At 63.8% G+C, this 23,774-nt stretch carries 20 protein-coding genes and 1 tRNA gene; 12 read left to right on the forward strand and 9 right to left on the reverse strand.

Going from position 1 to position 23,774, the window contains the following annotated elements; genetic code table 11:
• Positions 1 to 25 precede the first annotated feature (25 nt).
• The 4 genes from dnaG to F3089_RS14325 all read left to right on the forward strand — a co-directional run bounded on the left by dnaG (position 26) and on the right by F3089_RS14325 (position 4,936).
• Positions 26 to 1,768, forward strand: a complete 1,743-nt coding sequence (gene dnaG / locus F3089_RS14310; RefSeq protein WP_151441464.1) for a DNA primase — start codon at positions 26 to 28, stop codon at positions 1,766 to 1,768.
• A 163-nt stretch (positions 1,769 to 1,931) separates the two neighbouring features.
• A complete protein-coding gene (rpoD, locus tag F3089_RS14315; RefSeq protein ID WP_151441465.1) occupies positions 1,932 to 3,782 on the forward strand; it encodes an RNA polymerase sigma factor RpoD in 1,851 nt (616 codons plus the stop codon).
• A gap of 57 nt (positions 3,783 to 3,839) precedes the next feature.
• A tRNA-Ile gene (locus tag F3089_RS14320) sits at positions 3,840 to 3,916 on the forward strand.
• 81 nt (positions 3,917 to 3,997) lie between these two features.
• On the forward strand, positions 3,998 to 4,936 hold the full coding sequence (locus F3089_RS14325) for a DMT family transporter (RefSeq protein WP_151441466.1): 939 nt from the start codon (positions 3,998 to 4,000) through the stop codon (positions 4,934 to 4,936).
• Between the two features lie 31 nt (positions 4,937 to 4,967).
• Here F3089_RS14325 and F3089_RS14330 read toward each other — a convergent pair whose 3' ends face one another.
• The gene (locus F3089_RS14330; protein WP_151441467.1) at positions 4,968 to 6,593 is read right to left on the reverse strand and encodes an acyl-CoA synthetase; all 1,626 of its coding nucleotides are present in this window, start codon (positions 6,591 to 6,593) and stop codon (positions 4,968 to 4,970) included.
• A gap of 154 nt (positions 6,594 to 6,747) precedes the next feature.
• Entirely contained in the window at positions 6,748 to 9,261 is a 2,514-nt protein-coding gene (locus F3089_RS14335) for an acyl-CoA dehydrogenase (protein WP_151441468.1), read from the reverse strand.
• Between the two features lie 166 nt (positions 9,262 to 9,427).
• On the opposite strand from F3089_RS14335, the gene rfaH reads away from it, so the two are divergent.
• Positions 9,428 to 9,910 (forward strand): transcription/translation regulatory transformer protein RfaH, encoded by a 483-nt coding sequence (gene rfaH / locus F3089_RS14340; protein WP_151441469.1) that lies wholly within the window; start codon positions 9,428 to 9,430, stop codon positions 9,908 to 9,910.
• Positions 9,911 to 9,923: 13 nt separating this feature from the next.
• On the opposite strand, the gene F3089_RS14345 is transcribed toward rfaH, so the two are convergent.
• Genes F3089_RS14345 through F3089_RS14360 form a run of 4 tightly spaced genes read right to left on the reverse strand, consistent with a single transcriptional unit; the run spans position 9,924 to position 13,427 of the window.
• Positions 9,924 to 10,676 carry a pteridine reductase gene (locus tag F3089_RS14345; protein WP_151441470.1) on the reverse strand — a complete coding sequence of 251 codons (753 nt, stop codon included), beginning with the start codon at positions 10,674 to 10,676 and terminating at the stop codon, positions 9,924 to 9,926.
• Entirely contained in the window at positions 10,669 to 11,778 is a 1,110-nt protein-coding gene (locus tag F3089_RS14350; RefSeq protein WP_151441471.1) for a tRNA nucleotidyltransferase/poly(A) polymerase-related protein, read from the reverse strand. The genes F3089_RS14345 and F3089_RS14350 overlap by 8 nt, the downstream gene beginning before the upstream one ends.
• Positions 11,778 to 12,248, reverse strand: coding sequence for a tRNA (uridine(34)/cytosine(34)/5-carboxymethylaminomethyluridine(34)-2'-O)-methyltransferase TrmL (gene trmL, locus F3089_RS14355; protein ID WP_151441472.1), 471 nt, complete (start codon positions 12,246 to 12,248; stop codon positions 11,778 to 11,780). The genes F3089_RS14350 and trmL overlap by 1 nt, the downstream gene beginning before the upstream one ends.
• Positions 12,249 to 13,427 carry an acetyl-CoA C-acetyltransferase gene (locus F3089_RS14360; protein ID WP_151441473.1) on the reverse strand — a complete coding sequence of 393 codons (1,179 nt, stop codon included), beginning with the start codon at positions 13,425 to 13,427 and terminating at the stop codon, positions 12,249 to 12,251.
• A gap of 147 nt (positions 13,428 to 13,574) precedes the next feature.
• Between F3089_RS14360 and cysC the strand changes: the two genes are divergently transcribed.
• Positions 13,575 to 14,186: an adenylyl-sulfate kinase gene (gene cysC / locus F3089_RS14365; protein WP_151441474.1), complete on the forward strand. Its 612-nt coding sequence runs from the start codon at positions 13,575 to 13,577 to the stop codon at positions 14,184 to 14,186.
• Positions 14,187 to 14,191: 5 nt separating this feature from the next.
• Complete coding sequence (locus F3089_RS14370; protein ID WP_151441475.1) at positions 14,192 to 15,964, forward strand: SLC13 family permease; 1,773 nt, start codon at positions 14,192 to 14,194, stop codon at positions 15,962 to 15,964.
• Positions 15,965 to 15,970: 6 nt separating this feature from the next.
• On the opposite strand, the gene F3089_RS14375 is transcribed toward F3089_RS14370, so the two are convergent.
• Complete coding sequence (locus tag F3089_RS14375; protein ID WP_151441476.1) at positions 15,971 to 17,161, reverse strand: DUF418 domain-containing protein; 1,191 nt, start codon at positions 17,159 to 17,161, stop codon at positions 15,971 to 15,973.
• Positions 17,162 to 17,235: 74 nt separating this feature from the next.
• Here F3089_RS14375 and F3089_RS14380 point away from each other — a divergent pair, with 74 nt between their 5' ends.
• From F3089_RS14380 to F3089_RS14395, 4 genes are read left to right on the forward strand one after another with little or no spacing between them, the layout of a single operon-like run.
• Entirely contained in the window at positions 17,236 to 17,997 is a 762-nt protein-coding gene (locus F3089_RS14380) for an ElyC/SanA/YdcF family protein (protein ID WP_151441477.1), read from the forward strand.
• Between the two features lie 54 nt (positions 17,998 to 18,051).
• On the forward strand, positions 18,052 to 19,860 hold the full coding sequence (locus F3089_RS14385) for a hypothetical protein (RefSeq protein ID WP_151441478.1): 1,809 nt from the start codon (positions 18,052 to 18,054) through the stop codon (positions 19,858 to 19,860).
• Positions 19,844 to 20,521, forward strand: coding sequence for a DUF3047 domain-containing protein (locus F3089_RS14390; RefSeq protein WP_151441479.1), 678 nt, complete (start codon positions 19,844 to 19,846; stop codon positions 20,519 to 20,521). The genes F3089_RS14385 and F3089_RS14390 overlap by 17 nt, the downstream gene beginning before the upstream one ends.
• Before the next feature lie 25 nt (positions 20,522 to 20,546).
• Positions 20,547 to 21,062: a hypothetical protein gene (locus tag F3089_RS14395; RefSeq protein ID WP_151441480.1), complete on the forward strand. Its 516-nt coding sequence runs from the start codon at positions 20,547 to 20,549 to the stop codon at positions 21,060 to 21,062.
• 7 nt (positions 21,063 to 21,069) lie between these two features.
• On the opposite strand, the gene secB is transcribed toward F3089_RS14395, so the two are convergent.
• Positions 21,070 to 21,582: a protein-export chaperone SecB gene (secB, locus tag F3089_RS14400; RefSeq protein ID WP_151441481.1), complete on the reverse strand. Its 513-nt coding sequence runs from the start codon at positions 21,580 to 21,582 to the stop codon at positions 21,070 to 21,072.
• Positions 21,583 to 21,650: 68 nt separating this feature from the next.
• Positions 21,651 to 22,070 (reverse strand): rhodanese-like domain-containing protein, encoded by a 420-nt coding sequence (locus F3089_RS14405; protein ID WP_202405769.1) that lies wholly within the window; start codon positions 22,068 to 22,070, stop codon positions 21,651 to 21,653.
• 153 nt (positions 22,071 to 22,223) lie between these two features.
• On the opposite strand from F3089_RS14405, the gene gpmI reads away from it, so the two are divergent.
• Entirely contained in the window at positions 22,224 to 23,774 is a 1,551-nt protein-coding gene (gene gpmI / locus F3089_RS14410) for a 2,3-bisphosphoglycerate-independent phosphoglycerate mutase (RefSeq protein WP_151441482.1), read from the forward strand.

Raw genomic sequence — 23,774 nt, forward strand, 5'->3', positions numbered from 1 at the left:
CGTTCCTGCTTTGGGGCCCGGAACCATGGCCGGCATGATCCCCCAGACCTTCATTGAGACCCTGCGCGACCGGGTCGATCTGGCTGAAATCATTGGCCAGCGCATCCCGCTGAAGAAATCCGGCGGCAACTACAAAGCCTGTTGCCCGTTCCACGACGAACGCACTCCCTCGTTCAACGTCCGCCCGGACAAGGGTTTCTACCACTGTTTCGGCTGTGGTGCCCATGGCGACGCCATCGCGTTCCTGCAGGAATACGAGAACCAGAGCTTCACTGAAGCCGTCGAGGCACTGGCCGCCCACCTGGGTCTTGAAGTGCCCTATGACCAGGCGACCCGTGAAACCATGAAGCGCAGCCAGAGCCTGACCGGTGCCCTTGAGGAAGCCACCCGTTTCTACCGCAATGCACTCCGGGAGCATCCATGGAGCAGCCTGGCCCGGGACTACCTGGCCAATCGCGGTGTCAGCGAAGACATGATTGAGCGCTTCGCCCTGGGGTTCGCGCCACCGGAAGGCGACGCCCTCGCCAAACGCGTGAATGGTGAAACCCGCAGCGCCCTGCTCACGGTCAAGGCCCTGAACGAGCGTAACGGCCAGGTCCGGGATCTATTCCGCAACCGGCTGATGTTCCCCATCCGCAACACGAGGGGCCGCACGGTTGCCTTCGGCGGGCGCACTCTGGGCGATGACAAGGCCAAGTACATCAATTCGCCGGAATCCGAGGTCTACCACAAGAGCCGTGAGATCTACGGGCTCTACGAGGCCCGCCAGGCCTCGCGCCAGCTGGATTCACTGCTGGTTGTGGAAGGCTACATGGACGTCATCGCCCTGGCGCAGATGGGCATCAACAATGCCGTGGCCGCCTCCGGCACCGCCACCAACGAAGAGAGCCTCCAGACCCTGCTCCGCGCCTCACACCATCTGATCTTCTGTTTTGACGGCGACACCGCCGGCCATCGCGCTGCGGACAGGGCCATGGAAAACCTTCTGGGCATGCTTGAGGACGGCATGCACATCCAGTTCCTGATGCTGCCGGAAGGCGAGGACCCGGATTCACTGGTGCGTACTGAAGGGGGAGAGGCGTTTACGCGGCGCATGGAAGCCGCCACGCCCCTGTCGCGCATGCTGTTCGAGCGCCAGGGTGAAGGCCTGGACCTGAGCCAGGCCGAACACCGGGGCGAGCTGCGCAGCCGCGTGGAGCCCATGCTCCGGCGCATGCCCCGGTCCGCCATCCGGGATGCGCTCTGGGAAGAACTCCAGCGCCTCACCCGCCGCCCACCCGGTGGTCGCGGCGACAGGCGTGGCAACAGTTCCGACCAACCCCACCATGGCCAGCCGCAACACGCCAGCCAGCCGGCCATGGCGCTGGACCGTGATACCCTCCTGGCTCTGGCGCTCTATTACGAGCCACCGCTGGCCACCGAGGTGACGGCCGTACCGCAGGCAGCCAGTCACTACCCTTGCGCCCAGTCATTCGCGCAATGGATCCTCGAGAGCGGGATCGAGACGCGCAGTACCCTGCTGGCGGAAATGGCTTTCTCCGCCCCGGCCCGGGAGCGCTTCGCGGGCCTGTTCAACCGTATTGAGCATTTCCCGGAACACGAACCACTGCTTGCGGATGCCCGGCATATGCTCGGGCGGGCACGCTCACGCCAACAGGCCCGACAGGCCAGCGAGATACTGGCCGGACGCAAGCCCAGTGAGCTCACCGAAGACGAACGCCAGGAGCTCCAGCGCCTGCGCGAGAACCGCCTGCGGGATACACACTGACACCGAACATTGAAATCCAGAGGTGTCGTCCCCAGATTAGCCGGGCAGCTGGTGGCCGAAGTGACAGCCGATAGCGGAATCCACTGACTGGCAGAATGGATGACTCGTGGCTATAATGCTCGATTCATCTTGCCCCAGACAATACCGAGCCCAAAGGGTGACTATGTCAGCCAACTCCCAGAAATCGCGACTCAAGGATCTCATTGCTCGTGGCAAGGAGCAGGGATACCTGACCTACGCCGAAGTCAATGACCACCTGCCGGAGGATATCGCTGATCCGGATCAGGTGGAAGACATCATCCAGATGATCAATGACATGGGCATCCAGGTGACCGAAGAAGCCCCGGACGCCGATGACCTGCTGATCACCGATGGTGATTCCTCCGCGGACGAAGCCGCCGCCGCCGAAGCCGCCGCCGCACTGGCAGCCGTGGAGAGTGACGCCGGGCGCACCACCGACCCGGTCCGCATGTACATGCGCGAGATGGGCTCCGTGGAACTGCTCACCCGTGAGGGCGAGATCGTCATCGCCAAGCGCATCGAGGAAGGCATCCGCGATGTGATGGCCGCCGTTGCCCACTTCCCGGGCACCGTCGCCGCCGTCATCAACAACTACGACAATATTGTCGAGAACGAAGGCCGCATCAGCGACCTGGTCTCCGGCTACCTCGACCCCGAAGGCGAGGAACCCCAGTTCCCTGCGGCCGAGACTCCGGAGCCCGCCTCGGAAGCCACGGCAAGCGCCGAAGGAGAGGCAGAGGAAGACGAAGAGGACGAGGCCGAGGAAAGCTCCGACGGCGGCCCGGATCCGGAGGAAACCCGCCAGCGTTTCGATATGCTGCGGGACCGCCTGAACACCGCTATGGACGCCGTGACCAAACATGGCCGCTCCAGCGAGGAAGCCCAGAAGGCACTGGAAGAGCTCGGCAGGGTCTTCGCGCCCTTCAAGCTGAGCAATCGCCATTTTGACGAGATGGTCAACGTCGTACGCTCCACCAACGACATGGTGCGCCAGCACGAACGCAGCGTTATGGCCATCTGCGTGCAGGAATGCGGCATGCCGCGCCGTGAGTTCATCAAGCAGTTCCCGGGTAACGAGACCAACCTCAACTGGGCCGAGGAGCTGGGCAGCAGCGATCGCAAGTACGCCAAGGCCATTGGTGAGCGCGCCAACGACATCGTGCGCCTGCAGAAGAAGATCGCCAACGTCGAGGAAGGCGTGGGCCTGGATGTCAGCGACATCAAGGAGATCAACCGCCGCGTTTCCATCGGCGAGGCCAAGGCCCGCCGTGCCAAGAAGGAAATGGTGGAGGCCAACCTGCGCCTGGTGATCTCGATTGCGAAGAAGTACACCAACCGCGGCCTGCAGTTCCTGGACCTGATCCAGGAAGGTAACATCGGCCTGATGAAGGCGGTGGACAAGTTCGAATACCGCCGCGGCTACAAGTTCTCGACTTACGCCACCTGGTGGATCCGGCAGGCGATCACCCGCTCCATCGCGGACCAGGCGCGGACCATCCGTATCCCGGTCCACATGATCGAGACCATCAACAAGCTCAACCGCGTTTCCCGCCAGATGCTGCAGGAGATGGGCCGCGAACCGACCCCGGAAGAGCTTGGTGAGCGCATGGACATGCCCGAGGACAAGATCCGCAAGGTGCTCAAGATCGCCAAGGAACCGATCTCCATGGAGACCCCCATCGGCGACGATGAGGACTCACACCTGGGCGACTTCATCGAGGACATCCTGGCACTGTCGCCGGTGGACTCGGCCACGGCTGAAGGCCTGAGCGAAGCGACCAAGGGTGTGCTCTCCGGGCTGACCGCGCGCGAGGCCAAGGTGCTGCGCATGCGCTTCGGCATCGAGATGAACACCGACCACACCCTCGAGGAAGTCGGTAAGCAGTTCGATGTGACCCGCGAGCGCATCCGCCAGATCGAAGCCAAGGCGCTGCGCAAGCTGCGTCACCCCTCCCGCTCCGATCACCTGCGCAGCTTCATCGACGAAGGCTGACCCGGGTGGCGGGCGCCAGCTGCTCCGGCTAGAATGGCGCCCTCACCTCCCCTTTCCGGGCCTGTAGCTCAGTTGGTCAGAGCAGAGAACTCATAATTCTTTGGTCGCTGGTTCGAGTCCAGCCAGGCCCACCATTTATTCAGACCCAATCTGAACCTCTATCGCCGCTTTTAGTTCCATGAAGCAGGGAGCTTGCGAATTGTAGGAACGCATCCATGAACCCGACAGATACTTCCCAATGGCGCGGTCTGTTCTGGATGAGCGTCGCGGTCCTGACCATTCCCGCCTCTGATGCCATCGCCAAAGTCCTTGGGCAGACGCTCTCAATCGGTCAGGTCACCACGACGCGTTTCATGATCCAGTGCCTGCTGCTCCTGCCTCTGTGGCTGTGGTGGCGCCACAGGAATGTCCGGCTTCAGGGACTCAAGCTCAGGGACTGGTGGCTTGGCGGCCTGGTTGCTTCCGCTGTTCTGTTCCTGTTCTGGGGGTTGAGCTATCTGCCGCTGGCGAACAATATCGCCATTTTCTTTGTCGAGCCACTGATTCTGGTCCTGTTCTCAAAGTGGTTCCTGAAAGAGAGGGTTTCTCCTCGGCGCTGGATTGCGGTCACTGTCGGGTTGCTCGGCGCACTGGTCGTAATCCGTCCCAACATCGAGGCCTACGGCTGGGCCACGGTTCTGCCACTGCTCGCGGCCACCGCCTACGCGGCCTACCTGACATCAACGCGCGCACTGCGGGAGAGTGCCGATCCCAGCCACTGGGCAGAGGCCGCCAACGGTCTTCAGAAGTCGGTCCGGCTGCAGCTGATGATCAGCCTAACCGCGTCGGTGCTAATGCTCATGCTGATGGGAATCGGGCAGACGCTGACCCCGGCCCTGACCGGGGTGCAGTGGCCAACAGCCCATGAATGGGGCCTGCTTATTCTGCTGGGTGCGCTGGCCGCGTTTGCCCATGTGCTTATTGCCCTGGCATTCACCCATGCCAGCGCCAGTATCCTGGCGCCGGTCCAGTATCTGGAGATACTGGGGGCAGTGTTCTTCGGGTGGTGGCTTTTCCAGGAATGGCCCGACGCGCTGACCTTTGTCGGCGCTGCGATCATTATCGGCTCCGGGCTCTACATCGCCATGGAGAAACCACACCCCGACGTTATCTAGGACTGAAGAGGAATCCTCACGAATACCCGCTTCAGGCCTCTTTCGCCTGCTGGCGCAGCACAAACTTCTGCACCTTTCCGGTGGAGGTCTTGGGAAGCTCCTCAAAGATCACTTTCTTCGGGGCCTTGAATCGGGCCAGGTGCTCGCGGCAGTAGCTGATGATGGCCTCCTCGCTCACTTCACCGGCCTCCGGCTTGAGAGTGACAAAGGCGCAGGGTATTTCGCCCCACTTCTCGTCCGGGCGAGCCACAACCGCTGCTTCCAGGACATCCGGGTGGCTGTAGATGACACCCTCGACTTCGATGGTGGAGATGTTCTCGCCTCCCGATATGATGATGTCCTTGAGACGGTCCTTGATCTCGATATAGCCGTCCTCGTGCCATACGGCAAGGTCGCCGGTGTGATACCACCCCCCGCGGAAGGCCTCTTCCGTTGCACTCGGGTTTTTCAGATAGCCCTTCATCACGGTGTTACCGCGCAGGCAGATCTCCCCCACCGTCTCACCGTCCCGGGCGACCGGCTCCATGGTCTCGGTGTCAGCAACCATCAGCCCCTGAAGCGTTGGGTAACGAACCCCCTGCCGGGCTTTCAGTGCGGCGCGCTTTTCCAGCGGCAGATCATCCCACTCCGGCTTCCAGGCACAGACTGTGACCGGGCCGTACACTTCCGTGAGGCCATAAACATGCGTGATGTCGATGCCCATTGCCTCGACAGCACCAATCACACTGGCCGGGGGTGCGGCGCCGGCGGTCATGGCCTGAACCCGGTGACTCAGACTCTCGCGCGCTTCTTCCGGGAGGTTGAGGAGCGTGTTCAGAATGATCGGCGCCCCGCACATGTGCGTTACCCCGTGGTCGCTGATCAACTGCAGTATCTTTTCAGCCTCCACACGGCGCAGGCACACATGGGTACCGCCCAATGCGGTTACCGTCCATGGAAAACACCAGCCGTTGCAGTGGAACATCGGCAGTGTCCACAGATAGACCGGGCGCTCGCCCATGGACCATACAGCCTGGTTACCCAACGCATTCTGGAAAGCACCACGGTGATGGTAGACCACCCCCTTGGGGTTACCCGTGGTCCCGGAGGTGTAGTTCAGGGATATCGCATCCCACTCATCCTCCGGCAGTGACCATTCAAAGTCCGGATCGCCCTCGGCAAGCAACACCTCATAGTTCAGCTCGGTAACCGGGTCGCCTCCGCCGAGTTCCGGGTCATTCACGTCCACCAGAAGGGGCGGTTTTTCAAGCTTAGCAACCGCCTCCCGGATCACTGGCGTGAACTCCCTGTCCACCAGGAGCACCTTCGCCTCACCATGCTCCAGCATATAGGCAATCGCATCAGCATCGAGGCGGATGTTGAGCGTGTTCAGAACCGCCCCAATCATGGGCACCCCGAAGTGGGCTTCCAGCATCTCCGGAATATTCGGCAGCATCGCGGCCACCGTCTCACCACGACCAATACCACGCCCCTGAAGAGCAGAGGCCAGGCGTCGGCAGCGGCTGTAGGTCTCCTGCCAGTCACGCTGGATGGGGCCGTGGATAACCGCAGTGCTGTCAGGGTACACATCCGCACTGCGTGCAATGAAATCGACGGGTGAAAGCGGGCTGTGATTGGCTCCGGTCTGTGGCAGGGATTGATCAAAGATCGATGTCATGGTGCGGTCCTCGGGGTTTTCCGGGTGAGCGATACAGTTGTTGCCGGAAAACTAACGATCCCGCACTCGGGAGAGTATTAGACGATGGTCGCATTGCAGGACCACCGCGGGGCTGCCCCTGCGGGAACGCTCCCCGCAGGCGCCCCGAACACCATCAGTTGGTCGGTTCATCCTCCGCTTTAGGCCGCTCCACCAGCTCCAGGCGCCCAATGGAGTCCTGTGCCAGTGCCTCAATGCTCTCCTTGGAGAACGCATCCACACGGATCGTGTCGTACATTGCGGCCATGGCCTCGGACACCTTCTGGCGTTCGGAGTCGTCCAGCAGATCCCGCTCCTGGGCCCAGTCAAGCAGTTCCTCTCGCTGGTGACCAAGCAGCATCTCAATGTCCTGGAGTTCGTCCGGGTCCGACTTGCGGATGGCATCGTTGATGCGCTTGCGGGCCGGCTCGGTTTCACGGGCCAGGCGCAGGGCATGCAGGATGCGACCGACCGGGTCTTCCGGGTTCTCGGTGTGATAGACCCCGCGCGGAATCCGCTCCTTGGCGCCGCCCTCCTTCACAATGCTCAGCGCCACGCGCTGCCCCAGCTCGTCATCCGGCTGGCGCAGGCGCACGCCCAGCGGGAACACCAGCACCTTCAGCGGCCAGCGCAGGGGCTTGACCGGGAAGTTGGTCACGGCTGCATAGAGTGCTGTCTGGATATCGTAGAGCGAGCGCTGCAGACTCCACTCGACCACATCACGCATCTCCTCGTTATAGCCTTCCTCATGCCACTGCTTGATGGAGGCGGAAGCGTAATAGAGCCCGACCAGAGCGTCCGTCATACGCCCGGTAAACCGCTGGCGCCCCTTGAGGCTGCCACCGAGGGTCAACAGGCCCACGTCGGTCAGCACCGAGAAAGCGGATGCGAACCGCGACAGCTGTTGATAGTAACGCCGCAATCCCCCTTGGCCGGGCGTCGGCTGCACCAGGCCACCGGTCAGTCCCAGAACCAGGGAACGCAGCACGTTCCGGCTGGTATGGGCGATGTGGGCGAAGAAGACGCCGTCGAACGTCTGCACCGCCTTGCCGGCATCCTCCATGCCGGCTGCCTCGATCTCCTGGACGATATAGGGGTGGCAACGGATGGCGCCCTGGCCGAAGACCATCAGGCTGCGGGTCAGGATGTTGGCACCCTCTACGGTTATGGCAATGGGAATCGCCTGATAGATCCGGGCCAGGAAGTTACGCGGCCCCTTGATGACGCCACGCCCGGCCACGACATCCATGGCGTTGGTCACGACCTTGCGCATCAGGTCCGTGTTGCGGTACTTGAGCAGCGCGGACGGCACAGAGGGCTTCACGCCGCGATCCAGCATGCCGGAGGTGAAAACCCTGGCGCTGTCCATCATCCAGGTGTAACCGGCCATGGGCTCCAGCGCTTCCTGAACCCCCTCGAAGTCGCTGATGGAGCGGCCAAACTGCTCGCGCACGGAGGCGTAGGAGCCGGTGGTCAGGCAGGCCATCTTGCCGCCGCTGGTGCCCAGTGCCGGCAGTGAGATGGAACGCCCGATGGACAGGCACTCCAGCAGCATGCGCCAGCCCTGGCCGATCATCCCGCGCCCGCCGATGACCTGATCCAGCGGGATGAACACATCCTCGCCCCAGGTCGGCCCGTTCATGAAGACGGTATTCATGGGCAGATGGCGGGCTCCGTGGTTCACGCCCTCCGTGTCCGCCGGCACCATCACCGTGGTCACGCCCAGGTCGTGTTCCTCGCCCAGCAGGTGGTCCGGATCATAGACCTTGATCGCCAGACCGATCAGCGTGGCCACCGGCGCCAGGGTAATGTAACGCTTGTTCCAGGTGACCTTCATGCCGAGCACTTCCTGGCCGTTCCAGTAGCCCCGGCAGATCACGCCCCGGTCCGGAATGGCACCGGCATCCGAACCGGCCACTGGTGATGTCAGGGCAAAGCAGGGCACCTCGTCGCCCTTTGCCAGGCGCGGCAGGTAGTACTGCTTCTGCTCGTCCGTGCCGTAATAGGTGATCAGCTCACCCGGGCCCAGGGAGTTGGGGACCATGACGGTAACCGCGGCCGAGACGCCCCGGGAGGCGATCTTCATGACCACCTCGGAGTGCGCGGTATTCGAGAACCCGAGCCCACCGTGCTCCTTGTCGATCACCAGGCCGAAGAAGCCCTTTTCCCGGATGAACTTCCAGGCCTCCTCCGGCAGGTCGTAACGCTCATTGGTGATGGACCAGTCGTCCAGCATGGCGCAGAGCTCATCCACCGGGCCGTCGATGAAGGCCCGTTCTTCTTCGGTGAGCTTGGGGTGAGGCAGATCCAGAAGGTGGTTCCAGTCCGGCCGGCCGGAGAACAGCTGGCCGTCCCAGTCCACGCTGCCGGCATTGAGAGCCTGCTGTTCTGTATCGGATAGCGTGGGCAGCATACCCCGGATCATGCCCAGAAGCGGGCTGCTGATGAGGCTGCGCCGCAGTGGTGATGGGATGATGACCACCAGTGTGCCCAGAAGCAGCACAGTTCCGATGAACACGCTCAGCCAGTGCCAGCTGTCCAGCCAGAACCCGATGCCCGTAGCAATAACAAGCCCAGCGGTACCGAGCCACCAGTTCGCCCCGAGATAGAGCAGAACCAGCCCTGCGAGCAGCAACAGAAGAACACTCATGATGGTCACCTCCTTTTATCCGTATACCGCACCCTTGCGGTGGATACGAACCACCATAAGCCCATCCCAGCACCTGTAAAAGGACTTTTATCAACGTCCTGCTTAACCTCGCCGGGTATTGCGCACTAGAATGGCCCCACAGTGGTAAAGGAAAGGATTTCTGCGCATGGCATGGTACGCCTTACAGCATAAACCGGCCCAGGCGGCTCGCGCGCTGGCGAACCTGGAGAACCAGGGGATCGAGTGTTTCTTCCCAGAGATTGACGTGGAAACCATCCAGCAGGGTAAGCGCCGGATGCGGCGGGAGCCCCTGTTCCGGGGGTACCTGTTCATCAACCTGGAGCTGACCGATCCGGTCTGGCACAAGCTCCGCTCCACCCGCGGCGTGGTGCGGGTTGTGAGCTTCGGTAACCGGCCGGCACCCATTGCCGATGAGGTCATCCAGGGGATCCGGGAGGGTCTGGAATCCGCAGCCGAGGCCGGGGGCATCCACAAAGGGGACAAGCTCGAGATTCTGGAAGGGCCCTTCCGGGGCCTGAACGCCGTCTTCCAGGAATACGACGGGGAAACCCGGGCGATGGTGCTGATCGATTTCCTGCAGAAACAGCACCGGGTGTCCATGAACCTGGATCAGGTCCGCCCCGGCTAGACACCGCTGTTATCTAGCCGGTCACGCTGCGCCCGCCATCCACATTCAGCACCTGCCCGGTCACATAGGGCGCATCGCAGGCCAGCCAGGCCACGGCACCGGCAATATCATCCACCTCGCCGGTGCGGTGCAGCGGCACCTGATGCAGGATCGCCTGCTGCTCCTCCTCCGGCATGGCGCCACCGCCCTCGCCTTCCGGCCACAGGATTGCCCCCGGTGCCACCCCGTTGGCCCGCACCTGCGGCGCCATATCCCTGGCCCAGGAGCGCGTCAGCGACGCCAGGGCGGCTTTCGTGGCGCAGTAAACCGGATGATCCGCCAGCGGGCGCTCGGCATGGACGTCAATCAGGTTGATGATGCAGCCACGCTGCAGCTTCAGCTCCCCAGCGAGCGCCTCAACCAGCAGCACAGGGGCGCGCAGGTTGGTGTCGACCAGGCGGCCCCACTGCTCCATGCTCAGCTCTCCCACGGGCGTGGGGAAAAACTCGGACGCATTATTCACCAGCACATCCAGCCGGGACCAGTATTCCCGTGTCTCACGGGCCAGCGTCTGGACCGCCTCCGGGTCCCGCAGATCCGCCTGCAATGCCACGGCCGAGCCGGCACGCGCAGCATTCAGCTCGGCCACCAGCGTTTCCGCATCACGGTTCCGGCTGCGGTAATGCACCACCACCCGGTATCCCCTCGCATGCAGGGCCCTTGCGGTGCCCGCGCCCAGCCGTCTTGCCGCCCCGGTCACCAGAGCCACGCCACCGTGCTCATGCATCGTCCGCTTCTCCCTCGACCACCTGTTCAATCGCCTGTCGCCGGCGGGCCGCAATAGCCTCGCCCAGCGCCTTCCCCTGGTAACCCTCTTTCATCAGGGCGCGGGGTTCCACGCCCGCGGCCCGGGAGCGGGCTTCACGCACCCGGGCCGCCGCCTGAGCATCCAGCCCACAGGCTTCCATCACCATCAGCAGCTGCTCGAAGCGCTCCGGGCGCCGCCAGGCATCCGCCTTTTCGATGAGTTTCTCCACCCAGTCCGCACTCAGCGGTCTCGGCCAGCGCGGCAGTGCCGCCGAACTCACGGCAATATCCCGACAGCTGTTGGGAACCCGCAGCCGTTCACTGAAGGCATCGGCGGTATCCGCCTCGAGCTTCGAGCTAAGGGCGCCGAAACGTACTTCGGTGGCATCACTGATAGCCACCGCCCGCGCCAGAGCTGACAGGCCCCCTTCGCGCACCTCGAGCGGCGACGCAATCTCCGGCATCACCACAGCCAGGGCACCGCAGGCTTCCAGGACCTCAAAGAAGACCCGGGGGCGCGCTTCGTGAAGAGCCCGCCGTGTTTCCTGCCAGACCCGTTCCGGGACCAGGTGGTCGACCTCACCTTCGACCACCATGGAGCGCATCAGGGTCATGGTCTCCTCCGCCACCTCGAACCCCATGGGGGCGAGACGCGCGGCGAACCGGGCAGTACGCAGGATGCGCAGCGGGTCCTCGGCAAAGGCCGGAGAGACATGGCGCAGCACCCGGTCAGCAAGATCCTGTTCACCCCCGAAGGGATCCACCAGATGCCCCTCAGCATCACGGGCCATGGCGTTGACCGTCAGATCCCGGCGCTTCAGGTCTTCCTCAAGCGTGACATCCGGGGCACTGTGCACCTCGAAGCCATGGTAGCCGTGGCCGCTCTTGCGCTCGGTGCGGGCCAGCGCGTATTCCTCCCGGGTCTCGGGATGGAGGAAGACGGGAAAGTCCGCCCCCACCTGCTTGTAACCAGCCGCCAGCATCTGCTCGGGCGTGGCGCCGACCACTACCCAGTCCCGGTCCTTCACCGCCTGGCCAAGAAGCCAGTCGCGCACCGCGCCGCCCACCTCGTAGACATCCATCAGACACCCCCCTCAAAGCCGAGCTGACGCCAGGCTTCATAGACCACTACGGCCGCCGCGTTGGAGAGGTTCAGGCTGCGCCGTTCCGGCACCATCGGCAGGCGCAGCACCTGCCCCTTAGGCAGCCCGGCCAGAACGTCCTCCGGCAGACCGCGCGTCTCTGGACCGAACATCAGGGTATCCCCAGGCTGGTAGGCTGCCTGATGGTGACCATTGGTGCCTTTCGTGGAGATCCCGAAAAGCCGGCCCGACCGGATGGGCTCTGCCTCAAGGAAAGCCCTGTAGTCCTCGTGCACGGACACACTGGCGTACTCCCGGTAATCGAGCCCAGCCCGCTTCATGCGCCGATCATCCAGCTGGAAGCCCAGCGGCTGGATCAGGTGGAGACGGCAGCCGGTACTGGCCGCCAGCCGCATGATGTTGCCCGTATTGGGCGGTATCTCCGGCTCATAGAGCGCAATATTGAGCATTCAGCGCTCAACGGCCAGTGCCACGCCCATGCCGCCACCGATGCACAGTGTCGCCAGGCCACGCTGGGCCTCACGCCGGCCCATCTCGTGCAGCAGGGTCACCAGGATCCGGCAGCCGGAGGCTCCGATCGGGTGGCCCAGCGCAATGGCACCGCCGTTGACGTTCACCCTGTCCGTATCCCAGCCAAGATCCCGGTTCACGGCAATGGCTTGGGCGGCGAACGCCTCATTGGCCTCCACCAGCTCCAGCTGGTCAATGCCCCAGCCCGCACGCTCCAGTGCGCGGCGGGTCGCCGGAATGGGCCCGGTACCCATGATTTCCGGCGCCACGCCGGCATTGGCATAGCCCCGGATGGTGGCCAGCGGCTCCAGGCCCAGCTCCTGGGCCTTTTCAGCGGAACAGACCACCACGGCGGCAGCCCCATCGTTCAACGCCGAGGCATTGCCCGGGGTAACGCCGCCGTCCTTCTGGAAGGCCGGCTTGAGTCCGGACAGCCCCTCGGCGGTCACGCCCGGGCGCGGGTTCTCGTCGGTGTCCACCACCTTGGGATCGCCCTTGCGCTGGGGAATGCTCACGGGGACGATCTCATCACTGAAGCGCCCGGCGTTGATGGCAGCCTCCGCCTTCTGCTGGGAGGCGGCGGCGAACTCGTCCTGCGCCTGGCGGGTAATACTGTACTCGCGGGCAATGTTCTCGGCGGTCACGCCCATGTGGTAGTCGTTGAAGGCATCCCAGAGCCCGTCCTGGATCATGGAGTCGATCAGCTGCCAGTGGCCCATCTTCTGGCCATTACGGCTGTTGGGCAGCACGTGCGGTGCCTGGCTCATGCTCTCCTGGCCGCCGGCAATGATCAGGTCGGAGTCGCCGCAGCGGATCGCCTGGGTCGCCAGGTGCAGGGACTTAAGGCCGGAACCACAGACCTTGTTGATGGTCATGGCCGGCACGGCCTCGGTGAGGCCACCCCCAATCGCCGCCTGGCGCGCCGGGTTCTGGCCGACACCGGCGGTCAGCACCTGGCCGAGGATCACCTCATCCACCTGCTCCGATGAAATACCGGTCTCACTCAGCAGCTGGCGGATAACGGTGGCGCCGAGCTGGGCCGCGCTCTGGCCGGCGAGGCCGCCCCCGAAAGTGCCCACGGCGGTACGCCGGGCAGCGGCGATGACAACATCACGCATGGTTGTATGCTCCTGTTTGCCTGTTTTGGAAGCCAGTCTACCAGATGGCGGGCCGATTCGACCCTGATGCGGCATTGCACCGGTCATGGAGGCTGGATGACAATAAACACTTTTCGATTTCCGGCAGCTTTTGAGGAAGGATCCAACGTGAGCGACCACATTGTCTGGCACGACCACAAGATCTCGCGCACCGAGCGCGCCAGCATCAAGCACCAGCACCCCTGCCTGCTGTGGTTCACCGGCCTTTCCGGTTCCGGCAAGTCCACCATCGCCAACGCGCTGGACGTAGCGCTCTACCATGAGGGCTACCACACCTTCCTGCTGGACGGTGACAACGTCCGCCATGGCCTGAACCGGGATCTGGGTTTCTCCAATGAGGACCGGGTGGAGAACATCCGCCGCATCGGTGAGGTCAGCAAACTGTTTGCGGATGCCGGGCTTATCGTGCTCAGCGCCTTCATCTCGCCCTTCGCCAGCGACCGGCGGCTGGTGCGCAACATGTTCCCGGCGGGTGAGTTCATCGAGGTCTTCATGGATACCCCGCTGGCCACCTGCGAGGAACGCGACCCCAAGGGCCTGTACCGCAAGGCGCGCGGTGGCGAGATCCATGACTTCACCGGGATCGACTCCCCCTATGAAGCGCCGGCGCATCCGGAGATCACGCTGGACACCTCCAACCTGAGCGTCGACGCCTGCGTGGAGAATCTGCTCTGCTACCTGAAGGAGCGCGACCTGCTCAAGCCCGGGGGTGACGCCTGACGGCCATGGACTGGGAAGCGGCGTTCACCCTGGCCACGCTGGTCACGGTTCTGGGGACCCTGATCTTCACCCGGCTCTCCGCGGACCTGGTGCTGATGACGGCGATGGCCGTCATGCTGATCCTGGGCATCCTGTCCCCCTCAGAGGCGCTGGCCGGTTTCTCCAACCCGGGCGTGATCACCATTGCCACCCTCTACGTGGTCGCCGCCGGGCTCAAGGAGACTGGTGCCATCCAGTGGCTGGCCCGCCACCTGCTCGGCCACCCGAAGGGCACATGGCGGGCCCAGGCACGGCTGGTGGCGCCAACCGGCCTGATGAGCGCCTTCATGAACAACACCGCCGTAGTGGCCATGTTCATCCCGGCCGTTCAGGACTGGGCCCAACGGCTGGGCATTCCCGCCTCCCGGCTGCTGCTGCCGTTGAGTTACGCCGCCATTCTGGGCGGCACCTGCACGCTGATCGGCACCAGCACCAACCTGGTGGTGGACGGCCTTCTCCAGTCCCGCCTCGACATCCAGCTGGGCCTGTTTGAACTCGCCTGGGTAGGGCTGCCCCTGCTGCTGATCGGCGGTACCTTTCTGGTCCTCTTCGCCAACCACATGCTGCCGGACCGCGGCGGCGTCACCGAGGACCTGGACGCCGTGCGCGAATACGGCGTGGAAGTCGAAGTGGACAGAAAGGGCCCACTGACGGGGAGAACCGTTGCCGAGGCTGGCCTGCGCGCGCTGAACTACGGCTATCTCACAGAGATCGAACGCGACGGCCACCTGATCTCACCGGTGGAGCCGGACCGGGATCTGCAGGGCGGGGACCGGCTCTATTTCGTGGGAGCCCCGGAGTGCGCCAGCGAACTGCGCCGCATACAGGGGCTGATACCGGCCAACGCCAATGTCCAGAAACTGGAGCTGGCGAACCATCAGCGCTGCCTGGTGGAAGTCGTCCTCGGCCAGGAATTTGCCGGGCTGGGCCAGACTGTGCGCGAAAGCCGTTTCCGCTCGCGCTTCAATGCCGCCATCCTCTCGGTCTCGCGCGAGGGCAAGCGGGTCTCCGGGAAGCTGGGCGACATCCGCCTGCGCATGGGCGACACCCTGCTGCTCGAAGCCAGCCATGAATTCGTGGAGCAGTACCGCTTCCGGCGCGACTTCCTGCTGGTGAGCGCTCTCAATGACTCCACGCCACCAGACTTCAGCCGTGCCCCCGCCGCCCTGGGGATCCTTGCGGGCATGGTGGCCCTCAGTGCCAGTGGCCTGCTCAGCATCATGGAGGCCGCTTTCCTGGCCGGCGGCGCCATGATCCTGTTCGGCTGCACCAGTGCCTCGCGAGCGCGGCGCAGCCTGGACCTGCCGGTACTGGTGATCATCGCCTCATCCTTCGCCCTGGGCAACGCCATGGACCAGACCGGTGCGGCCCAGTGGGTGGCGGGCAGCCTTCTGGGCAACAGTGAGATGTCCCCCTGGATGGCCCTGGCCATCATCTACCTGCTGACCGCCCTGTTCACCGAGGTCATCACCAACAATGCCGCCGCTGTGCTCATGTTCCCCATCGCCCTGGCGATCTCCGAGCAGCTCGGGGTCAACTTCCTGCCCTTCGCCATCGCGGTGATGTTCGCCGCCAGCGCCAGCTTCATCACGCCGCTGGGTTACCAGACCAACCTAATGGTCTACGGGCCGGGCCGCTACCGCTTTACGGACTACATGCGCATGGGCATTCCGCTGAGTCTGCTGGTAGCCACCACTGTCATCACCCTGATTCCACAGATCTGGAGCTTCCACGGGTAACGCCGGTTACCCCCGATCCTCGCGGTAGGCAAAACGCCGCCACAGCCATTCAGCGGGCCCGGCACGCCAGCGCCGCAGCCACAATGGCGCGATCACCAGCAGCATCAGCCAGACCGCAAGGATGAACTGCAACTGGACCAGACGCGGCGTGGCCTCAAAGCGTCCGCCCGTGTAGAAAAACGCTGTGCCCAGGACCGAGCAGAGCAGATAGGCACTGAGCGCCAGCCTGCCGAGTGCCCTCAGGCGTTCCAGAAGCCCCCTGAACAGGCCCCGCTGGAGCGCCAGCATCACTGCGGAGGCCCAACCCAGCGCCACCAGGGGACCGCCCCAGATATTGAACTGACGGCCGGCATAGAGCGATTCCGCCATGCCCCACTCATGGGTCATGTTGTAGAGTACCCCCCACTGGCACAGTGGAATGCCGATGCCGAACCCAAGCAGCCCCAGCCGCCGGTAGGGCGACTCCGGCCAGTGACCGGAAAAGAAACCACCCCGGTAAAGCGCCATCCCCACCAGCATGAGCGCCAGCACACGCCAGCCCGATTCGGTCAGCAGCATGCTCGGCCAGCTCTCGAACAGTACCATGAGCCGATGCTCGAACTGGGCTGGCCAGCCGCCCCGGTAGGCCTCGATCTCCTGCTCGACCAGTGCGGAATCCGCACTCCAGAACTGCTGCCTGAAGGCCTCATACTCTTCGGCAGGCATCCAGTTGAGGATGCCGGTCATCAGCAGGGCAAAGCCGAAAGGCACCAGATAGAACACCAACGCCCAGCCCAGAAGCCGGGCCGGCGGCAGGTTCCGGAAACGCGCCGCAACCAGCCCCACCACGGCGTAAAGCAGCAGAATGTCGCCGTACCAGATGAGGACCAGGTGCCCCAGCCCAATGAGTGCCAGCGCCCCCATGCGCCGCCGCAGAACCCGGTCCACCTGAAACCCTTCAGCGGCGAGCCGCTCCCCCTGGATCACCACCCCCGCGCCAAACAGCGCGGCCAGCAGCGGCATGAAGCTGTACTCGAACAGCAGGTGGGAAACGAACCAGACCCAGAACTCCGCCCCCTCAAAGCTGCCCATGACCCCGGGGTTGAGCTGGGCGGTCGATACTTCAGCAAAGGCCCGGACGTTGATCACGAGGATGCCCAGTATGGCGAATCCACGCAGTACATCGAGGCTGGTCAGGCGTTCCGGGCGTTGCGACATGCCCCCAATTCTGATCTGCCCGCACCCACTGTCAAATATTTCCCGCCCACGACCGTATCGGGTACCCTTCCTGCATGCTGCTGACCAAAATCATCGCCGCCCTGCTCAGCCCCCTGCCCCTGGTCGGTCTCATCCTGCTGGTGGCGTGGGGCCTGCGACTCCTCAAACGGACCCGGCTGGCCGTCACCGCGGCCTGCATGGCCGGCATACTGTTCCTGGTGTTCTCCGTCGAACCCCTGGCCCGCTGGCTGATCCTGCCGCTGGAATCCCGCTACGAGCCCATCACCCAGCCGCAGGCTTTCAGCAATGTCCGCTGGATTCTGGTGCTGGGCTCCAGCGCCTCGGAGGATGCGGATGCACCCCCCACGACCCGCCTCAGTGGTGTCGCCAGCCTCCGTCTGGCGGAAGGGCTGCGCCTGCAGAATGCCCTGCCGGAAAGCACCCTGATCCTGTCCGGTGGCAGTGTCTTCGGGGACGCTCCCAGCGCTACGGTCATGAGTCGGGCAGCCATCGCGATGGGCGCGGACCCGGACCGCCTGCGCATCCACCCCAACCCTCTGAACACCCGCCAGGAGGCTGAATTCATGCGCGAGGCGGTCGGAGAGGCCCCGTTCCTGCTGGTCACTTCAGCCTCGCACATGCCCCGGGCCATGATGCTCAACCGTAAGGTGGGCCTGAACCCCATCCCCGCACCCACCGCCCGGCGCGCGGCAGGCACCGCCCTCAAGTCCGATCCCGCTTTCTGGTTACCCTCGGCAGGTGCCCTGGAGATGAGCGAACGCGCGATCCACGAGTACCTCGGCATTGCCTGGGCCTGGCTCGGTGGTCATATCTGAAATTTCAGGCGTATACTCAATGTGAACGGCGTCACAAAACCAGGGGGCAGAACAATGCCATCCAAACGCGTATTACCCGCAACGCTCTCGCTCTGTCTTCTGTCTCTCCTGCTCACGGGCTGCTCAGACGGCAGCAGTGGCGGCTCAGGTATCGGAGATCAGATTACCCTTCCTGGTGACAGCCCCATCCCGGAGACCCCAATACGCGAGGACAACCAGAGCCCGACCAGCCCGACGGTTTACACCGAATCCCGGTTCTGGGCCCAGGGCAAAGGCAGTCAGGAAAAGGGATTGTTTGCTACCCCTAAGGACAACAACGGTTCCGATGAGATCGACTCCAGCCTGCTCGCCGAACTCCCGGTACAGACCGTGCCCACGCTCGTGGAGGCCGATGAGAGACTCGCGCCCCGCGCCGTTTTCTACCGAACCGACACGGGTTTTGCGCTGGCCCACACTTACGGGGAGATTGCCGAGTCCGTAAAGCGCGTCTCCAACCAGCAGAACACTGCGGAGACCTGCCTTGGCGGATGGGCCTATGACCTGGATGCCATGGACAACACCAGTGTCGCCTACCACAGTCAGAGAAACACCAACGACTGCCCGGAGCGCTCGAGTGTGACGGAGTGGAAACAGGTACGGCTTGGTGATGATGCAGGCACGACCCCGCAATCATTCCCTGCGGGGGTCACCGTGGTTGCCGGACTCAATAACAGCGCTGCGCATGAGCCTCAGTGGCTCACTCTGGAAAGTGACGGCACCCCTGCAAGATACGACGCGCTAGACCTCTCCACCTCCCGTCAGGGCATCGATACGGCAAATACAGGCGCCCCCTTCACAGAACTCCACATGATCGGGCGCATAGGAACCGAAGGGGCCATCCTCGCGTACACCGATGCTCCCACCAGCGACACCGATCGCAACTACCAGCTGACTTACTACGACCGCACTGCCAACAGTATCAGCGACCTCCCAAACAGCGGTGGTCCCGAACTCAAAACACTGCCCCGGATTCCGAACGCAGGCTGGATCGCACCGGGAAGCAACGCCGTCTTTTTCGGGATTGGCAATGCCCTGGTCAGGGCGGATGCAGACGGCTACCGGATTATTGATTCAGTGGATGGCCCCGGCCGCCCCTATTTTGTCAGCCGCTCAGCTACCCATGTGATATGGGGCCTCCTGAAAGCGGACAGCGACAGTCCGCGGCGGGAAATCCGGGTTGTGGGCGCTGGTGGCTCCGGCGCGAGCACGCTGGTACGGGCCCCCTATGTGGAAACACGGGTGAGGGGCACCGCTGACGGCTGGTTCTACTTCACCGCCGCCAGGGGCACACGGGCAGATGGCCGCCTCAGGGATCCCTTTGCCATCGGCTACAACCCCGCCACCAGTAATGACGCGAACGCGTTCATCCTGGCCAATGCCCAGTGGATCGGCTCATCTATTGACCAGGCAGAAGCCGTCTCAGACAACGTCCAGCCCCAGGCTCTGGCCTCGGCTCCGATTACGGACCTGTTCTACCGGGGCGGCGACAGCGACATGGCAGAGCTCAAAGCCCTTATCGATCCCAGCTCACCACTGGCCACTGAGCAGGGAAAGGCGATTCTTCCCAAGATTGAACTGGGACGCATGAACGAGTGGAATTCCGCTGCCACCGCCGTATTCATGGGGCCCGGCTTTGGGCGGCAACGACTCCTGACTTCCGTGGAAGTCGGTGCGAACGAAAACCTTGCCGGGGAAACCGAACTGAGGGTCGGCTCCAACCGGGATCTGATTAACCGGGTTCACTGGGTGGATCCGGGCAAACCCGGATCGATCAACCCCATAGGCAACAGAGGGCCACTGGTACGGCATGTTCCGCTGTTCTGATAACCGGGCGCCTGGCCGGGCACTGATCCTTTTGGGCATGTGCGCCCTGAGCAGCCCCGGCCTGGCCGAACGCGTCTTCCCGCCCGAAGCCATCGCCGGGTGGGAACACCACAGCTTCACCGGCGAAACGGACTACGAACTGGTCACCATTGATGGGCGCCAGGCCGTCCGCGCTACCTGCAGGGGCGGCTCCGCCTCGGGGCTTTACCTGGAGGAACCAATTGATCTCAGCGAGACGCCCATCATTGAGTGGCGCTGGCGGGTGGACGCCGTCTACAGCGATATCGACGAGCGGACCCGCGAAGGCGACGATTTTCCCGCCCGCATCTACGCCGTGCACGAGCCCACCTGGCTGCGCTGGAAGACACGGGCGCTCAATTACGTCTGGGCCAGCAGCGAACCGGTCGGCAGCAGCTGGCAGAACCCCTTCCAGTCCCGGGCACGGATGGTGGCGGTGGCTTCGGGCCCGCCGGAAGACGGTGCCCAATGGCAGACCGTCACCCGGGACCTGCGGGCCGACTTCCGGCGCCACCACGGAGAGGTACCGGAGCATCTGACCGCCCTGGCCATCATGACCGATTGTGATAACCACGGAGGCACCACCCGCGCCTGGTATGGGCGGATCCGCCTGAAAAGCGCGGATGAGCGTTTTGCGGACTGAGTCACATTCGGGCATGATGCGATTCATGACATCACCCAATGGTAATAGAACCCCTTCCATGCCCCGGCTTCCCGCACTCGCATTCGCCCTCATTGCCCTCAGTGGCTGCTCCGATGAAGCAGCTTTCCCGGGCGGCGGCAGTGAGTTCTATGAACAGCCGGAGTGGGCCAACTATCGCGAACAGGCTGGCGAACATGGTTATGAGCCAGGCCTCTCGAACTGGCGCCACATCCCTGAGCTTACGCCGCAGGAACCCCTTAACGCCTGCAAGGATGCCCAGGCTGCGGTGGAAAGCTGGGCGCACTCCCGTGACCTGATCGGGCCGGATCGCGGTGAGCGGCTGACGATTGATATGCGCACCCGCCAGGAGGCGGATGGCAGCGTGACCGGTCTTCTGCAGCGCTGGGGATTCCGGGATGATGCCGTGGCGGGGGTCGACCACCGCCTCCGGCTGACGGAAACCGCCGGATGCTGGGAGGTCGAAAGGGTGGAAGCCCGCCACTACTGCCGCCGTGGGCTGGAGGACGGGCTCTGCCGCTGAGCGGTGATCAGTGGTTCTGCTGCTCCGCCTCGCCGGCCTGTTCCTGGCGGCGGCGCTCCAGCGCCTGCTGATAGATGGCGTCGAAGTTGACCGGCGCCAGCATCAGGGGCGGGAAGCTGCCCTTGGTCACCAGCGTATCCACGGATTCGCGGGCATAGGGAAAGAGCACGTTGGGGCAGTAGGCGCCCAGCATCTGGCCCTGGCGGCTGTCATCAAAATTGCGCACCACGAAGATCCCTGCCTGCTGTACTTCCACGATGTAGGCAGTCTTATCACCGATCTTCGCTGTCAGCGTCAGCTGAAGCACCACCTCGTACTGGCCTTCTCCCAGGTCAGTATGGCTGGTGTTGAGGTCCATGGTGACCTCGGGCTTCCACTGCTCCTGGAAAATGGTCGGCGTGTTGGGCGCCTCGAAGGAGCTGTCCTTGATGTAGACGCGCTGGAGCGCGAACTGCGGCTGGTTCTCGTCGCCCTGCTGGCCGCCCGCGGCGCCAGCCTGTGTGTCGTTGTTCTCGGCCATTGCGTTATTCCTGTCTATTGTTACTGCACGGGCCGGCAACCCCGGCCCGCCGCGTCACCGGCGCATTCTTACTTGTTGGTGACCGGCAGATTGGCGTTGCGCCACTCCATCATGCCACCGGTCAGCCGTGCCAGCTGGAGCTCCTCAGGGTTGGGGACCTCCTTCACGGCCATACCCGAATGCTGGCCCGCCTTATCCACGAGGATAATCAGTTTGTCCTGGTGTTTCCGGAGCTGGTTCCCACTTTCCTTAAGCTTCGCCATGGGAATGTGCTCGGCGCCACGGATATGGCCCTCGGAAAATTCTTTCTTTTCCCGCACATCCACCACTACGGCCTCATCCCGGTTGAGCATGAGAACCGCTTCCTGTGGCCCCACCTTGCGCCCGGCACGGCTGCTTTCCACCCAGAAAAGCGCCAGCAGCAGCACAAAGAAGGCACTGACCAGCATCCAGTGATTGATGACAAACTCAAATAGCTGTTGGATCATTCTGCGCCACACCTGTGTCCGGGCCACATGGCCCTGTTCGTTCAGCCGCGATTATACACAGGGCCCGGCAGCGACGACAGGTGCGCCAATGGCCGGGGCACCCGGAATCAGGTTAGAATCAGGCCCTTTCGAGGCAACCCGGAACCCGAACCCATGAGTGACAGACCTCAGACAACCGCGCTCATCATCATGGACGGCTGGGGCCAGCGTGAGCCCACCGACGACAACGCCGTCAGCCTCGCCCAAACCCCGGTCTGGGACCGGCTCTGGGCGGAATGCCCGCGTACGCTGCTCAACACCAGCGGCCTGGCCGTGGGACTTCCCGAAGGCCAGATGGGCAACTCCGAGGTCGGCCATATGAACCTTGGCGCCGGCCGCGTGGTCTACCAGAGCCTGACCCGCATCAGCCGTGACATCGAGAACGGCACACTGGCGGAAAACCCGGTGCTCGGCGGTGCCATCCGCAGCGCCATCGCGGCGGACGGCGCCGTTCACGTGATCGGCCTGCTGTCGCCCGGCGGCGTACACAGCCACGAAGAGCACCTGTTCGCCGCCTGCCGCATGGCCATGGAACAGGGCGCGCGTTACGTCTATATCCATGCCTTTCTGGACGGGCGTGATACACCGCCGCGCAGCGCCCGCGAATCCCTGGAAAAGGCGGACCGTCTGCTGCGCGAAGCGGGCGTCGGCCACGTGGCCTCGGTCGTCGGCCGCTACTTCGCCATGGACCGGGACAACAACTGGGACCGCATCGAAAAGGCCTACAACCTGCTGACCCTGGGCGAGGCCGATTACCGCGCGGGCTCTGGCGTGGAGGCACTGGAAGCCGCCTACGCACGGGGCGAGGACGACGAGTTCGTGTCGGCCAGCGTGATTGCGGCGGAAGGCGAAAACCCGGTCACCATCGATGACGGCGACGCCGTGCTGTTCATGAATTTCCGCGCCGACCGCGCCCGCCAGCTGGCGCACGCCTTCGTGGACCAGGATTTCACCGGATTCAGCCGCCGCAGTGAACCGCGCCTTTCCGATTTCGTGATGCTGACGGAATACGAAGCCAATCTCGACACCAGCTGCGCCTACCCGCCTGAATCCCTGCCCAACATGCTGGGCGAATACGCCAGCAATCAGGGACTGAAGCAGCTGCGCATCGCGGAGACGGAGAAATACGCCCACGTCACCTTTTTCTTCAACGGCGGCCGCGAGGAGCCCTTCCCGGGCGAGGACCGCATCCTGGTTCCTTCCCCCAAAGTGGCCACGTACGACATGCAGCCGGAGATGAGCGCTCCGGAAGTCACGGATCGCCTGGTTGAAGCCATCAACAGCGGCCAATACGACCTGGTGATCTGCAACTACGCCAACGGCGACATGGTCGGGCACACCGGCAGCATTGAAGCGGCCAGCAAAGCCGTCGAGGCGGTGGACGAAAGCGTCGGGCGGGTTCTGGAAGCCCTGAAGGCCAATGGTGGCCAGGCCCTGGTCACCGCCGACCACGGCAACTGCGAACAGATGCGCGACCCCGTAACCGGCCAGCCGCACACCGCTCATACCACCGTACCGGTGCCGCTGGTGTATGTGGGTGACCGCAAGCTCAGCCTGCGCGACGGGGGCGCGCTCTGCGACATCGCCCCGTCGCTGCTGAGCCTTATGGATCAGCAGCAGCCTGCGGAAATGACCGGCCAGACGCTGATCCAGCCCGGGGCCTGA

It is taken from the genome of Halospina sp. K52047b, assembly GCF_008709855.1.
Classification (GTDB): Bacteria; Pseudomonadota; Gammaproteobacteria; order Pseudomonadales; family Oleiphilaceae; genus Halospina; species Halospina utahensis_B.

What these genes read in the sequence shown, in the direction of transcription:
- trmL (WP_151441472.1), bottom strand. Translation starts at nt 12,248, where the DNA reads ATGCTCAATATTGCGCTCTATGAGCCGGAGATACCGCCCAATACGGGC.
- dnaG (WP_151441464.1), top strand. Translation starts at nt 26, where the DNA reads ATGGCCGGCATGATCCCCCAGACCTTCATTGAGACCCTGCGCGACCGG.
- F3089_RS14380 (WP_151441477.1), top strand. Translation starts at nt 17,236, where the DNA reads ATGCTGCTGACCAAAATCATCGCCGCCCTGCTCAGCCCCCTGCCCCTG.
- F3089_RS14345 (WP_151441470.1), bottom strand. Translation starts at nt 10,676, where the DNA reads ATGCATGAGCACGGTGGCGTGGCTCTGGTGACCGGGGCGGCAAGACGG.
- F3089_RS14405 (WP_202405769.1), bottom strand. Translation starts at nt 22,070, where the DNA reads ATGATCCAACAGCTATTTGAGTTTGTCATCAATCACTGGATGCTGGTC.
- secB (WP_151441481.1), bottom strand. Translation starts at nt 21,582, where the DNA reads ATGGCCGAGAACAACGACACACAGGCTGGCGCCGCGGGCGGCCAGCAG.
- rfaH (WP_151441469.1), top strand. Translation starts at nt 9,428, where the DNA reads ATGGCATGGTACGCCTTACAGCATAAACCGGCCCAGGCGGCTCGCGCG.
- F3089_RS14325 (WP_151441466.1), top strand. Translation starts at nt 3,998, where the DNA reads ATGAACCCGACAGATACTTCCCAATGGCGCGGTCTGTTCTGGATGAGC.
- F3089_RS14330 (WP_151441467.1), bottom strand. Translation starts at nt 6,593, where the DNA reads ATGACATCGATCTTTGATCAATCCCTGCCACAGACCGGAGCCAATCAC.
- F3089_RS14390 (WP_151441479.1), top strand. Translation starts at nt 19,844, where the DNA reads ATGTTCCGCTGTTCTGATAACCGGGCGCCTGGCCGGGCACTGATCCTT.
- F3089_RS14360 (WP_151441473.1), bottom strand. Translation starts at nt 13,427, where the DNA reads ATGCGTGATGTTGTCATCGCCGCTGCCCGGCGTACCGCCGTGGGCACT.
- F3089_RS14335 (WP_151441468.1), bottom strand. Translation starts at nt 9,261, where the DNA reads ATGAGTGTTCTTCTGTTGCTGCTCGCAGGGCTGGTTCTGCTCTATCTC.
- F3089_RS14395 (WP_151441480.1), top strand. Translation starts at nt 20,547, where the DNA reads ATGACATCACCCAATGGTAATAGAACCCCTTCCATGCCCCGGCTTCCC.
- F3089_RS14385 (WP_151441478.1), top strand. Translation starts at nt 18,052, where the DNA reads ATGCCATCCAAACGCGTATTACCCGCAACGCTCTCGCTCTGTCTTCTG.
- F3089_RS14350 (WP_151441471.1), bottom strand. Translation starts at nt 11,778, where the DNA reads ATGGATGTCTACGAGGTGGGCGGCGCGGTGCGCGACTGGCTTCTTGGC.
- F3089_RS14375 (WP_151441476.1), bottom strand. Translation starts at nt 17,161, where the DNA reads ATGTCGCAACGCCCGGAACGCCTGACCAGCCTCGATGTACTGCGTGGA.
- gpmI (WP_151441482.1), top strand. Translation starts at nt 22,224, where the DNA reads ATGAGTGACAGACCTCAGACAACCGCGCTCATCATCATGGACGGCTGG.
- rpoD (WP_151441465.1), top strand. Translation starts at nt 1,932, where the DNA reads ATGTCAGCCAACTCCCAGAAATCGCGACTCAAGGATCTCATTGCTCGT.
- F3089_RS14370 (WP_151441475.1), top strand. Translation starts at nt 14,192, where the DNA reads ATGGACTGGGAAGCGGCGTTCACCCTGGCCACGCTGGTCACGGTTCTG.